The organism is uncultured Paraglaciecola sp. (assembly GCF_963977085.1).
GTDB lineage: Bacteria > Pseudomonadota > Gammaproteobacteria > Enterobacterales > Alteromonadaceae > Paraglaciecola.
Window position 1 is genome coordinate 133,334 of the sequence record NZ_CAXBNC010000002.1, and the last position, 13,655, is coordinate 146,988.

14 protein-coding genes are annotated in these 13,655 nt (G+C 37.8%); 4 read left to right on the top strand and 10 right to left on the bottom strand.

Annotated features, from left to right (window positions below; genetic code table 11):
- Positions 1 to 4: 4 nt before the first annotated feature.
- The 6 genes from AAC000_RS03100 to ccoN form a co-directional block, all read right to left on the bottom strand.
- Positions 5 to 2,374: a heavy metal translocating P-type ATPase gene (locus AAC000_RS03100; RefSeq protein ID WP_339720014.1), complete on the bottom strand. Its 2,370-nt coding sequence runs from the start codon at positions 2,372 to 2,374 to the stop codon at positions 5 to 7.
- A 5-nt stretch (positions 2,375 to 2,379) separates the two neighbouring features.
- Complete coding sequence (locus AAC000_RS03105; protein ID WP_339720015.1) at positions 2,380 to 2,871, bottom strand: FixH family protein; 492 nt, start codon at positions 2,869 to 2,871, stop codon at positions 2,380 to 2,382.
- An 82-nt stretch (positions 2,872 to 2,953) separates the two neighbouring features.
- Positions 2,954 to 3,910 (bottom strand): cytochrome-c oxidase, cbb3-type subunit III, encoded by a 957-nt coding sequence (ccoP, locus tag AAC000_RS03110; RefSeq protein ID WP_339720017.1) that lies wholly within the window; start codon positions 3,908 to 3,910, stop codon positions 2,954 to 2,956.
- Complete coding sequence (locus AAC000_RS03115; RefSeq protein ID WP_339720019.1) at positions 3,903 to 4,076, bottom strand: cbb3-type cytochrome c oxidase subunit 3; 174 nt, start codon at positions 4,074 to 4,076, stop codon at positions 3,903 to 3,905. Before AAC000_RS03115 ends, ccoP begins: the two co-directional genes overlap by 8 nt.
- A 1-nt stretch (position 4,077) precedes the next feature.
- On the bottom strand, positions 4,078 to 4,683 hold the full coding sequence (gene ccoO / locus AAC000_RS03120; protein WP_339720021.1) for a cytochrome-c oxidase, cbb3-type subunit II: 606 nt from the start codon (positions 4,681 to 4,683) through the stop codon (positions 4,078 to 4,080).
- A 12-nt stretch (positions 4,684 to 4,695) separates the two neighbouring features.
- The gene (gene ccoN, locus AAC000_RS03125; RefSeq protein ID WP_339720023.1) at positions 4,696 to 6,129 is read right to left on the bottom strand and encodes a cytochrome-c oxidase, cbb3-type subunit I; all 1,434 of its coding nucleotides are present in this window, start codon (positions 6,127 to 6,129) and stop codon (positions 4,696 to 4,698) included.
- Positions 6,130 to 6,433: 304 nt separating this feature from the next.
- Between ccoN and AAC000_RS03130 the strand changes: the two genes are divergently transcribed.
- The gene (locus AAC000_RS03130) at positions 6,434 to 6,835 is read left to right on the top strand and encodes a hypothetical protein (RefSeq protein WP_339720024.1); all 402 of its coding nucleotides are present in this window, start codon (positions 6,434 to 6,436) and stop codon (positions 6,833 to 6,835) included.
- A 34-nt stretch (positions 6,836 to 6,869) separates the two neighbouring features.
- On the opposite strand, the gene bfr (AAC000_RS03135) is transcribed toward AAC000_RS03130, so the two are convergent.
- From bfr (AAC000_RS03135) to AAC000_RS03150, 4 genes are all read right to left on the bottom strand, one after another.
- On the bottom strand, positions 6,870 to 7,337 hold the full coding sequence (bfr, locus tag AAC000_RS03135; RefSeq protein WP_339720025.1) for a bacterioferritin: 468 nt from the start codon (positions 7,335 to 7,337) through the stop codon (positions 6,870 to 6,872).
- Between the two features lies 1 nt (position 7,338).
- Entirely contained in the window at positions 7,339 to 7,812 is a 474-nt protein-coding gene (bfr, locus tag AAC000_RS03140; protein WP_339720026.1) for a bacterioferritin, read from the bottom strand.
- Between the two features lie 132 nt (positions 7,813 to 7,944).
- Positions 7,945 to 9,522, bottom strand: a complete 1,578-nt coding sequence (locus tag AAC000_RS03145) for a cation:proton antiporter family protein (protein WP_339720027.1) — start codon at positions 9,520 to 9,522, stop codon at positions 7,945 to 7,947.
- Between the two features lie 103 nt (positions 9,523 to 9,625).
- Entirely contained in the window at positions 9,626 to 9,991 is a 366-nt protein-coding gene (locus AAC000_RS03150) for a hypothetical protein (RefSeq protein ID WP_339720029.1), read from the bottom strand.
- 550 nt (positions 9,992 to 10,541) lie between these two features.
- Here AAC000_RS03150 and tssI point away from each other — a divergent pair.
- The 3 genes from tssI to AAC000_RS03165 all read left to right on the top strand — a co-directional run bounded on the left by tssI (position 10,542) and on the right by AAC000_RS03165 (position 13,631).
- On the top strand, positions 10,542 to 12,638 hold the full coding sequence (tssI, locus tag AAC000_RS03155) for a type VI secretion system tip protein TssI/VgrG (protein ID WP_339720030.1): 2,097 nt from the start codon (positions 10,542 to 10,544) through the stop codon (positions 12,636 to 12,638).
- 1 nt (position 12,639) lies between these two features.
- Positions 12,640 to 13,107 carry a DUF6484 domain-containing protein gene (locus tag AAC000_RS03160; protein ID WP_339720031.1) on the top strand — a complete coding sequence of 156 codons (468 nt, stop codon included), beginning with the start codon at positions 12,640 to 12,642 and terminating at the stop codon, positions 13,105 to 13,107.
- Between the two features lie 65 nt (positions 13,108 to 13,172).
- Positions 13,173 to 13,631 (top strand): DUF4150 domain-containing protein, encoded by a 459-nt coding sequence (locus tag AAC000_RS03165; RefSeq protein ID WP_339720032.1) that lies wholly within the window; start codon positions 13,173 to 13,175, stop codon positions 13,629 to 13,631.
- Positions 13,632 to 13,655: the final 24 nt, after the last annotated feature.

Genomic DNA, 13,655 nt, shown 5'->3' on the forward strand with positions numbered 1-13,655 from the left:
CTGATTATTTTAAAAGCCTAATGGAGTTAACCACCACTATAAAGGAACTTAAAGACATACCCACAACCGCCATCCAAGGGCTTAATAACCCACAAACGGCCAATGGCAATACCAAAAGATTATAGCCTAGTGCCCAACTCATATTTTGGATGATCTTAACTTTACAGCGTTTGGCAATGGCAAACACTAAGCTGATTTTTTCCAAAGAGTTGTCTAACAAAATGACGTCGGCTGAGGATTTTGCTAAATCTGATCCTGCGCCTAAAGTAACAGATACATCTGCTTGGGCTAAAACAGGTCCATCATTAATACCATCGCCTACCATTAGTACAACATGTTTATCGGTCTGAGCTTGTTTAATGACACTTAACTTATCTTCTGGAGTTTGTTGAGCTAACCAATGAGGAATATTCAGTGTCTTGGCAACATCTTCGACAACAGCAGGAATATCACCACTAAGTAAGACTAGGTGTTTCGCTTTTATATCGTTTATTAGCGCTACACTGGTTGAGCGAACCTTATCAGTTAACAAAAATCCACAAAGCACTTTACCTTGGCATGCAAGGAAGACGTTGCAACTTTGCATCTGTGTCGGTACTTCCACATCAATATAATGTAATGACCCTAATTTATAACTATCACCATCAATATTTCCTGTCACTCCTTGGCCTATTTGGGCTGAAAAGTCTGTTACGGGATATGCGTGGGCTATCTCACGAAACGCTTTGGCGATGGGGTGAGATGAAAATTGTTCTAAACTAGCGGCCAATTCTAAACATCGTTCTTTATCTTGATTTTCAGCACAAATACATTCAGCTAGGGTAAATTTCCCTTCAGTCAAAGTACCGGTTTTGTCTAAGGCAACCCAATCGACTTGTGATATTTGCTCTAAAGAATCAGCACGTTTAAGTAAAACGCCTTTACTGTTTAAATGCGCCATTGCACAGGATAGGGCTGAGGGAGTGGCTAACCCTAAGGCGCAGGGGCAGGTGGCAATAAGAATAGAAATGGTGATCCAAAGGGCTTGAGAGGCGTCTATTTGCAACCAAATAATATAACTGCATAAAGAGATCACTAATACAGCCATGACAAAATATTGAGAAAACTGATCGGCTAAGGTGGCAATTTTAGGCTTATTCAATAGCGCTTTATTTTGCAACATATTGATTTGGTTAAGCATAGAGTGTTTTAAGGATTTGTTGACCTTAATGGTTAACGTACCTAACTGGTTAACAGTACCAGCAAAAACGGTTTCGCCAATAGTTTTACTGACCAAATCGAATTCACCTGTCAGCATGGCTTCATCTAGTTGCCCTTGACCTTCAATTATTTCACCATCAACCGGCACCATTTCTCCGGATTTAACCAAGACGAGTTGCTCGGCAACTAAGGATTTTGCTAATACGGGGGTTAATTTATCCCCTGCTATTAAGGTTGCTGTTGTTGGCATGTATTCCAACATGTTGGCAGAAAGTTGTGAGGCTTTGTATCGTGCACTGTGTTCTAGGTAGCGGCTAGTCAGCAAGAAAAACACAAACATACACAAGGATTCAAAATAGGTTTGCCCATTATTTTGTACAGTGGCGAATACCCCTGACACATAAGTTAAGCTTAATGCCAGTGTAATAGGCACATCCATATTGACCATTTTTGAACGAAGTGCTCGCCAGGCACTTGAATAGAATTCTGATGCTGAATAGAGAATTACAGGTGTGGTTAAAAACAAACTAATCCAATTAAAATACTGCTTTGTTTGTGCATCTATATGCCCAAATAAATCAAAAAACACCCCTATATTCAGCATCATAACTTGCATTGTCATGAGGCCCGCTAGGCCAAGACGTTTTAAAAAGTCTTTGTTTTCTTGTCTAAATGTTGCTTCATGTTGCTCCGCCTGAAACGGTTTGGCGTGATAGCCAATTTTTTCTATATGGCTTAATATTTGACTGAATTTTATCTGTTGGTTATCCCAAGATACTGTGGCCCGTCTGGCAGATACATTGACACCTACCTTCATTATTCCCTGTATCTTAGCGAGTTGTTTCTCGATTAACCAACCACAAGCAGCACAATTAATACCGCTAATTGTTAGTTGAATTTCTCTGGCATTATCGTTAGCTTCAATAAACTCTTGCAAGATATTATCATCATCAAATACCTTGAGCTTATCCAGTAAATTATCTTCATTTTCCGACGCTTTTTCTGCAAACTCACTGCGATAATGATAATAATCTTCCAAGCCATTGTTGACTATTGCTTCGGCTACCGCACAACATCCTGGACAACAAAAGACTTGCTGCTTACCCATAACCTGAGTGCGATAAGTAAACTGTGGAGTAACCTGCAAACCACAATGAAAACAATTGTCTGACATAGGACTTAAGGCTTTAAATCGAATGCGTTTGTTTGCGGCAAAGCAATCACTTTTTGAATTTTCCAACTTTCATCAAAGGGATGTAAGCTCAACTGCCACTTACCTGAAACATCATTACTCAGAGGGGCGCGGTATACGCCATTGGCATCACGTAACAAGGTAACTGAAAAATCTTTAAATTTTTGAGTAGAGTGAAAAAAATCTAAGTTTAAGGCTTCACCGTCTTTAGGTGAACCACTGATAAAAGTGACTTCCACAAAATCTGCAAATACCTGAGTCTTGGTGGATATATCTAACGTTTTAGCTTGCTGCAGTTTTTGGATTTGTAGATTGATCCCTCTGCCTTCTTTGTAATAATCGTCAATAACCATGCTGTCCTCACTATTAAAAGCAAAATTCATCATAGTAAAGCTAAGGACCATAGAGGACAGTGGCACTACTATTAGAAACCAAGGCCAGAATTGTTTGTACCAGATTTTTGGAAGGTCAGATTGCATGTAAAGAAACTACTCAAGGTTAAAAGAACTAAAAAATAAAAAAGCCCCGTAAAGACGGGGCTTTTAGTATATCACTTCGTTGTTAATTGTCTTGCGATAAACTGTAAACGTAAGCAGCGACCAAATGGATCTTCTTTTCACCTAAAGTTGTCTTGAACGAAGGCATCACCCCGTTTCGACCATGTGTCAGGGTCTCAGTAATCGATTTTTCTGTACCGCCGTAAAGCCAAATTTGGTCAGTCAAGTTAGGGGCACCTAACAGTTGGTTGCCTTTACCATCTTGACCGTGGCAGGCTGCACAGATAGCAAACCTTGCTTGACCCGCATCAACCTTAGCTTGCACTAAATCTGGTCTATTACTTAAACTTAAAACGTAAGCCACTAATTCTTCAATACCTTTTTCACCCATAGCATCTAGTTGGGCAGGCATCATTGCTTGACGGCCATTGATTAAGGTTTCAGTAATTTTTTCAGGAGTGCCACCGTACAACCAATCATCATCAGTTAGATTAGGAAAACCTCTTTGACCACGTGCATCAGAACCATGGCACTGTGAACAATTCTGACTAAACAAACGTTGCCCAATTTTTAAGGCCTCTGAATCTTTGGCTAATTCAGTGATAGGTTGCTGGTAATAACCATCAAAAATAGGAGCAAAAAGTTCATTCGCGAACTCGACTTCTCTATCATATTGATTAATCACACCATTAGTTTTATTAGCTGCAACTGCCGCTCTAGACTCAGCCAGTGATTTAATAGTTTGATTTGAACTTTGCCAATTCCATAGACCCTTATAATTGCCTAATCCAGGATACAAAACTAAATAAATAAGCCCCCAAACGATACAAATGTAAAATAAAATTGTCCACCATCTAGGTAATTGGTTATTGAGTTCGACAATACCATCAAACTCATGGTGCATATCATCACCTTCTTTAACACCAGTATGATTGCCTAAACACCAGCGTAATAATAAATAACACCCTAATATTGACCCCAGTGTAATGACAGAGATCCAGATACTCCAAAAACTACTCATCTACTTTAGACTCCCGCTTATCTTGCTGTGGCTCATCATCAAAGATAAGCTTTTCGGCCTCGTCAAAACTCGCTTTTGACTTGTTACTGTAGGCCCACAACACAATTCCAATAAAACACACAAACACTATTACCGTATAGATACTGCCACTTATTGCATAATCCATATTATTTCAACGCCGTGCCAAGAGACTGCAGATAAGCTATTAACGCCACCATTTCAGTCTTACCTTTAACCGCATCTTTAGCGCCTGCAATATCTTCATCTGTGTAAGGCACACCAAAGTCTCTAAAAACAGATAGTTTTTTAGCAGTGAGTTCGCCGTCTAGGGTATTTTCCATTAACCATGGGAAGCCAGGCATATTCGACTCAGGCACTAAATCTCTAGGGTTTATGAGGTGAATTCTGTGCCAATCGTCGCTGTATCTGCCACCTACGCGCGCCAAGTCTGGTCCTGTACGTTTAGAACCCCATAAAAATGGATGTTCCCAGACTGATTCGCCAGCCACTGAGTAATGTCCATAACGTTCTGTCTCAGATCGGAAAGGACGGATCATTTGGCTGTGACAACCCACACAGCCTTCACGGATAAAAATATCTCTGCCTTCCATTTGCAACGCAGTATAGGGTTTCAAACCGTCAACTGGTTCCATTGTTTGTTGTTGGTACATCAAAGGCGTAATTTGCGCCATACCACCCAAACTAATGGCTATAAGGATAAGAACAGTCAATAGACCAACGTTTTTTTCAATTAACTCATGTACATTTTTCATAGTCTGTCCTCCTTAAGCCGGTTGTGCTTCTGGTTCTATTGCTTCTTCATCACTTTCACTTCTAATCGTTTTATAGACGTTATAAGCCATGATTAACATACCAGTTAAAAATAACATGCCACCTATAAATCTCACTAAGTAAAAGGGTTTAGAGGCTTCTAGAGATTCAACAAAACTATAAGTTAAGGTGCCATCCGCATTAATTGCTCGCCACATCAAACCTTGTAGAACACCAGACATCCACATGGCAACTATATATAAAACCGTACCAATAGTAGCCAACCAAAAATGCACATTGATAAGGTAAATGCTATGCATTCTAGGCTTGTCAAACAACACAGGAATAAGATGATAAATAGAACCTATAGAAACCATAGCAACCCAGCCCAACGCACCTGAATGAACATGACCAATAGTCCAGTCAGTATAATGGGACAATGCGTTAACGGTTTTGATTGCCATCATTGGACCTTCGAAGGTCGACATTCCATAAAAGGATAATGACACAACAAGGAAACGTAAGATTGGATCGGTACGCAATTTATGCCATGCGCCAGATAACGTCATGATACCGTTGATCATGCCGCCCCAAGAGGGGACGAATAAGATGATAGACATCACCATACCTAAAGATTGAGTCCAATCCGGTAGGGCAGTGTAATGAAGGTGGTGAGGACCCGCCCAAATATACAGAGAAATTAGCGCCCAAAAATGCACTACCGACAAACGGTAAGAATAGACAGGGCGTCCAGCTTGTTTAGGTACAAAATAATACATCATGCCCAAAAAACCTGCAGTTAAGAAAAAGCCTACTGCATTATGGCCGTACCACCACTGGATCATCGCATCAACAGCGCCAGCATATATAGAATAAGACTTGGTAAGAGAAACAGGAACCGCCATGCTATTTGCGATATGTAATACCGCAATCGTTAACATAAAGGCACCAAAAAACCAGTTGGCCACATAGATATGGGAAACCTTTCTGATAATCATGGTACCAAAAAAGTTAATCACATAAGACAACCATACAATGGTGATTAATATATCAATTGGCCATTCAAGCTCACCGTATTCTTTTGTACTGGTTAATCCCATAGGCAATGTGATGATTGCAAGTACAATAACCAGTTGCCAACCCCAAAACGTAAATGAAGCTAATTTATCGCTGAACAATCTCACATTAGATGTTCGTTGAACAACATATAATGAGGTAGCAAATAAGGCACATCCACCAAAGGCAAAAATAACCGCATTAGTATGCAGGGGACGTAACCTTGAAAAGGTTAACCAAGGAGTATCGAAGTTTAACGCTGGCCAATACAGTTGAGCGGCAATTAACACCCCTACAGCCATACCCACAATTCCCCAGACTACGGTCATGACCGCAAATTGCCGAATTACTTTGTAGTTATATTCGGGATGTACTTGAATAGCTTCACTCATTTAATGAATCTTCCACTCTTGTTAACGATAAATTTACAGGCTTGTTACAAACAATACATAACTCACATTGGTTATTTAATGTTGATAGCTAAGCAACTGATATTAAAAAAAATATGACCTAAAACCTTAATTATTTTAAGGTTATAACCACGAAAAAGAAAGACAAAAACACACTTGCTAGTTATCTTTTTTTTTATCACACTGAACAGTAGTTTAGTTTAACGCTTGTGCCATTTTGAATCCTACTTTTTTTACTAAAATATTACTTCCTTTGCTCGTTTTTGCGGCATTTATTGGCATTTTTTTGAATTATACAGATTCAACAACTGTAGGAAGCACAAAACAATGCAATATTGATCTAACGCAAGAATGTACTGTTTTTGAAAATAACCAACAAATATCTGTTCGATTTTTACAACAGATTGAGGTTGAAGAAGAATTATTGCTCACTATCGCAGTGCCAAATAAATCCAACATAGAGAAAATGTGGGTGCAAGGTATCAATATGTATATGGGGAAAAGTGCAGTATTAACTGACAACATTTCCTTAGATGATGATCAAAAAGTCTACAACGCACGAATATTTTTAGGTGCCTGCAGTGAGCCATTGATGAAATGGCAGTTTATTATTCAAACAATTGATGAGACTGGTAACAAGCAGTCTTGGTTTTTTAATTTTTCTACAGATAGAAACAAAAAAAGCTGAATGAGCGGGAAGCATTCAGCTTTTTAAGGATATTTTACATTTGTGATTGTAAATAATTAGACAAACCTAAACGTTTGATTAAACCTAATTGTTGTTCAAGCCAATAGGCATGGTCCATTTCAGTGTCATCTAATAATACTAACAACATATCCCTAGTGACATAATCTTGCTCAGACTCACAAATACTAATGGTATCTTTCAATGCTTGAGCAACGGCATATTCCACACGCAAATCACTTTCAAGCATGGAAGGTACGTCAGTACCTATCATCAGACCGTCTCTGTCGACCATATTTGGGGTGCCTTCTAAAAACAGCATACGTTCGATCAATTTTGTTGCATGGCCTTTTTCATCATCAAATTCATGTGAGATACGTTCATAGAGTTTATTCAAACCCCAGTCTTGATACATTTGAGAATGAATGAAATATTGATCCATTGCAGCTAATTCATAAGCGAGTAGGGCGTTTAGTTGGTCAATGACGACTTTTTTACCTTGCATGTTAATCCTCCTCTACTTGGCTTTGTAAATAGTTTTCTAGACCTAAATGTGTAATCTGATATTGCTGGGTTTCTATCCAATCAATATGATCTTCTTCATAATTCAAAATGGACTCAAGTAAATCACGAGAAACAAAATCTTGTAACTCTTCACATAATGTAATGGCATTTTTTAACAATGGAATTTGAGATGTCTGAAACGCCATATCACACTCTAGCATTTCACTGGTTTCCTCACCAATCATTAACTTACCTAACATTTGCAAGTTAGGTAAACCTTCTAAAAATAGAATACGTTCAATTAATTGATCTGCTTGTTTCATATCTTTGATGGATTTTTTATAAGCAGTATTATTCAATTTTTCAAATCCCCAGTTTTTGAACATACGAGCATGTAAAAAATACTGATTAATTGATGTAAGTTCAAAAGTAAGAATTTCGTTAAGTACGGCTAGTACTTGTTTGTCACCCTTCATTGTATGCGTTCCATGTTAAAACTAATTAGCCGAAGTATAGTCGCATGTGCCTCACAAAACCACAAAAACCTATAAAAACATCTTATAAAACAAAGCGATAGACAATGATAACTATTATCGTTTTGATCTCTATTAAGCCTTTGAATGCTCTGGCAACAGTCGCAGACTTTCCTCAGCGAACCCCGTGCCGGCTTCTGTAAAAAAGTTAAATACCTTATCTGAACCCGCTTCGAGTAAAGGTTGAATTTGGTCCTCATATCGGGCTATAGATGCAATTTTTCCTGAATAGTTAGCATATTGTAATTGTTCAGTGATGTTACAGATATCTTCGATTGAAGGTAATGCCATTAAAATGAGTTGTATTTGACTTAAATCCATATTTTCCCATAAATCTGCATCTTCACCATCTCCCACCATGGCTTGGTAGCCAAATTTTTGTAAAGACCTTACACGAGTCGGATCCGCATCCATGCCCCATACCTCTTTACCCACCATGTTATTTAGGGAAATATAGGCACCTTTGCCAACTCGCCCTAGTCCAATTACAACTATTTTTGCTCCTACAGGTTGTACGTATACATCCTCAGGTAGTCGATTAGTACTTTCAAAGGATTTAAGTCGGTCTTTAAATTTGGTGTATTGATAGTGTGACGTTTTATAAACCAACCCAGTTACTATAAAAGAAAACGAAACGGCTAACGCCAGTACCACTAGCCACTGAGCGCTTAGCCAACCTACACTGACCAATAAAGCCACAACAATTAAGCCAAATTCACTGTAATTAGACAATACCAAGCTAGCTAAGTAACTGGTACGTGCCCTTAATTTTAAAAGTGTAAATAAGCCAAAGAACAATAAAAACTTAATAGGTATAAATAAACAAAGCAACAAAGCGGTAAGTGTTAAATCAAGGGTAGGCAGCGCACTAAAACCTATGGTTAGAAAAAAACCAACAAGAAAAATGTCTTTAAAGTTCATAAGAGCTTTAGACATTTCCGTGGATTTAACATGTGTTGCGATAATCATTCCAACAATCAAAGCACCGAGATCACCTTTAATGCCTACAAATGAAAAGAGTTCATAACCACCAAAAGCGAAGATAAAGCCAGACAATATTAATAATTCACCGTGGCCAACACGCTCCAAAATGGCCTTCCATATGGGTTTGGCAAAAAACAGTAACAATAGCAGCAATGCCCAAACTGAAGGAACTTTTCCAGTGGCTATTACTAAAAACAACACCGCGATAATGTCTTGCATTATCAACACGCCAATTGCTAATTTTCCATGGCGAGTTTTGATTTCACCACTTTCTTCAAGTATTTTAACGATACACACTGTGCTGCTGAAACTTAATGAGAAAGCGAGTAGGGCTTGAGTTGTCCAGTCTAAATCAGCAAAAGCACTTAACCCTAACCAAGTTACAGCCAATAAAAGTAGATTAATCAGGGTCACCCAAATCACAGTATGTAAAATACTGCCTAACCATACTTCCTTTTTATATAAATCCCGCACATTGAGTTTTAAGCCAATGCTAAATAACATCAAGGTTATACCTAAATTAGCAATTGTTTGTAATGAATCTGTTGACTGGAAACCCAGATAATTCAACGCGAAACCCGCTATCAAATAACCTATTAATGGTGGCATTCCAACTAACTTAAGGCCTAGGCCACAAATGAATGCTATGAGAATAAAAGCGAATTCCATACGAACTCTTTGACTATTTTAAAGTATGAATATGGTAACAATTTTTTTTAGGAAAGCTAGGTGAACCGTTAAACGCCAGCTTAGAGAGGTATATCAATTGGATTTAGTTAAATTGTTTGGTGTCTAACAATTTGGATAATTGATTGAGTTCAATCATGAGTCTATTTTCTTGGATTTTAAGCTTTCCTAACTCGAAAGTGATTTCAGTTTCTCTTTTTTTAACCTGGTCGTATGTGAGCTTATTAGATAATTGACTTTTTTCTTGGTTCAACTGCTTTATACGCTTGGAACGGTCTGTTCTGTCTAGTAACTCAAGCTTTTCAGTGAAACGCGTCAAAGAAGTGAGATTAACACTTATGCCCACATGCATACATTGTTCATAAATTTTAGTCGCATTTTTATAATTATTGGCGCGGATCAAATTTTTAATCGTTTCTACTTTTTCAGAACGAGATTTGTCATCAAACATAGGTTTACTAATTGCCTTAGCTAGGTTGTTTATCATCAGCGAAGATGTTCAGTGAAATGTATTCTAAACCTGCCATACACGTACGTACCTTTAATAAAAACGACTTACTGATATGTTAAAATATTTCACAACGTGAATTATTATCCGATATGCGATATGTAAGTGGTTGCTGTAACCTTTCGTCAAGGTTGATGATTCAATTTACTGTAGAACTATTCTCTAATAGTAATGACATACAGGGTGAAAAGCTACTGCAGCTATGGGGATAGTATGTCTTAGATAGATTCGCTGATTTTTATTGTAGTGGTAGTTATTGAAATAAGGCTTATTCGATTAAGAATAGGTGTGAAAACTTAGCTACATTTTTAGCGCTTTATTAAAAATCGCAATTAAATTTAGCTATGTGAAAATCGTTGATAACGTTATAGTTTACTCTATATTGTAATAACCAGTTACTGCAACGAATACAAAGCAGAATCATTATTGAACCTATTTATGATTTTTCTTCATATGTATTTTGAATTTTAACAGGGCAATGGGAAATGAAAGGATGCTTGCACAAGAAAATCGTTTAATTGCTATCTCTACTCCATTGGGCGAAAACGAATTAGCCCTTTATAAAGCAGAGATTGTAGAAGATCTCGCGAAACCTTTTTCAATAAAGGTCGAGTTGGTCAGTGAAAATGACAATATTTCACTGGACGATATTATGGGACAAAATGTGACTGTTCGTTTAAATACGGCAGATAATGTGCGTTTCTTTAATGGATTTGTAACAGAGTTTCATCAATTACCTAATAATGACAGATATAGTCGCTATGGCGCCACCATCCGACCTTGGTTTTGGTTTCTGAATCTAAGCGAAAATTGTCGTATATTCCAAGAAAAAAGCTACCCAGATATCATATCAGTTATTTTTGACGAGTTAGGATTTTCAGATTATGAAATCAAATTAACCGGGACCTATCAACCTCAAGAATATGTTGTTCAATTTAATGAAAGTAACTTTAATTTTGTTACTCGATTAATGGAGCAAGAGGGCATTTATTACTATTTTGAACATACAGATGGCAAACATACTTTTATTATGGCTGATGACAATACAGTCTTGCCAGACAGTGGAGATGTCACTTTTTATCAACACAAAGAAGTGAATAATGTCATTGAAATTGAATGTATAAGTATGTGGGAAAACTATAGGCAATTAGTAACAGGTGGTATTCGATTATCGGACTTTGATTTTGAAACACCCTCAAAGGACTTAGAGTTTGTCTCCACAGATCCAAAAACAGGATTACTCTCATCATTAGAAAAATACAATTACCCAGGCAAATATAAGGACAGAGGCAAGGGCACTGAATATGTGCGTTTGCTAATGGAAAAAGAAAATGTGGCTTACGAAACTAAAATTGCCAAAAGTAATGTCAGACACTTATTTACCGGTAGTAATTTCACTTTAAAAGATCACCATAGGGACGATCAAAATAGCCAATATCTTATTACACAATACCGTTGTAATTTGCTATCTGACGATTACATAACAAATTCAAATCAAGACAGTTCTGAAATATTTGCCAGTGAGTTTACTGCAATTCCCTCTACTGTAGCTTATCGCCCACAACTCAGTGCAATTAAACCTAAAATGATTGGACCACAAACGGCTATGGTTGTAGGTAAAGCTGGTGAAGAAATTTGGACAGATAAATATGGCCGAGTAAAAGTGCATTTTCATTGGGATAGATATGGAAACAGTGATGAACAAAGTTCTTGCTGGATACGTGTTGCTCAAAACTGGGCTGGCAAAAACTGGGGGCAAATTCAAATTCCCCGTATTGGACAAGAAGTACTAGTGGATTTTTTAGGAGGAGACCCAGACAGACCTATTATTGTTGGTAGTGTATATAATGGTTCAACTATGCCTCCATACGACCTGCCAGCCAACGCAACTCAAAGTGGCATAAAAACCCGAAGCACCAAAGGCGGTAACGCAAGCAATTTTAATGAGTTACGCTTTGAAGATGAAAAAGGTAATGAAGAACTCTACATTCATGCAGAAAAAGATTACAACAGTATGATTGAAAATTGCCTTAGCGAAACAATAGGAAATAATAAAACCACTAATGTAGGCGCTAGTCACTCGGAAACTATTGGCGCTAATATGCAAGTTACAGTGGGGGGGAGCTTAACTGAAACGGTTTTGGTAAACGTGGCTGAAACAGTGGGTGTGTCAATGGAATTAACGGTGGGAGGCTTTTATGCTGAAACCGTGGGGGCCCAGAAAACAGAATCTGTAGGTGGCAATAAGTCAGAGTCAACAGGCGGTGATAAATCTGAAAGTGTTGGAAAAAATCGTACTCTTAACGTTTCGAAAGATCTCACTGATACTATTGGTACGAATCGGTCATTGTCGGTAGGAAAAGATAACAATGAAGCGATAAAAGGCAAAAGTGCTATCAACGTTGAAAAAGAATTAACTATCAATGCTAAAAAAATTCAACTTATCGCTGATGATGAAATATCTTTTAAAGCTGGAAAGGCAATGATAACTATGAAAAAGAACGGTGATATCACCCTTAAAGGTAAAAAAATAACCGTGAATGGAAGTGGTGACGTTACCATTAAAGGTAGCAAGATTAAGGAGAATTAAATTGTCTGCATTACACTCATTGGCCGTTGTACCTGATAATGATCTTATAGTCGGTCAATTCATTGGGCTGGATGAACAACAAAGACCTTTGATCACTTCCCCTAGTCATATCCACCCCGTTGTTGCTCAAGCAATTGTTACTATTAAGGATGATCCGCTATTGCTATCAGGAAATAATGTAATACTGTTTATGGGAAGCGAGATACCTATTATTATGGGATTCATTGCAGATACATTACGTCCTGAACATCAATCATCATCGGGCTTGTTAGGGGATGTATTAACATCTTCACTCCATATAGATGGAAAAAAGATCAATCTACAAGCACAAAATGAAGTGGTATTAAAATGCGGTAAAAGCTCTCTTTCATTAGCCAGGAACGGCAAAGTGACAATTAAAGGCACAAATATCACGACTCGTTCTTCGGGTGCAAACAAAATAAAAGGTGCCAACGTTCAAGTGAACTAGTGTTGGAATTGCTTAATTAAGGCTCAAAAGGATGACGAATAAATGTATACAAAGAGGATCAGCTAATGAGCGTTAGTGTTGGCGTCAATTTTATGTCTGTGGTGCATAAAGGTAGTAACGGGATCACTATTGCTTTTCCTGATGTTTGCAAAACCCCATCACCGGCAGGCCCTATTCCTATTCCTTATCCTAACATTGCCATGTCTTCTGATACTGCCAAAGGCACTAAAAAAGTAAAATGTGATGGTAATCCTGTTTGTGTAAAAGATTCAAACTTTAAAACTAGTACTGGTGACGAAGCGGGCACTGCTGGCGGTGGCATTGTATCCAGTAAAACAAAAGGCAAAGCAGAGTTCATTAATTTTTCATTTGATGTGAAGTTTGAAGGGAAAAACGTTGCCAGAGCCTTTGATTTAATGCTGCACAATGATAAAAATACTCCCCCGTTTCCAGTATTACAGCCTCCAATCATTGGTGTGGCTATTATTAAAGAAGAATGTGATATCTGTAATAAGCCGTTATAAAACATTTAATAGGGTTTTGAGTAT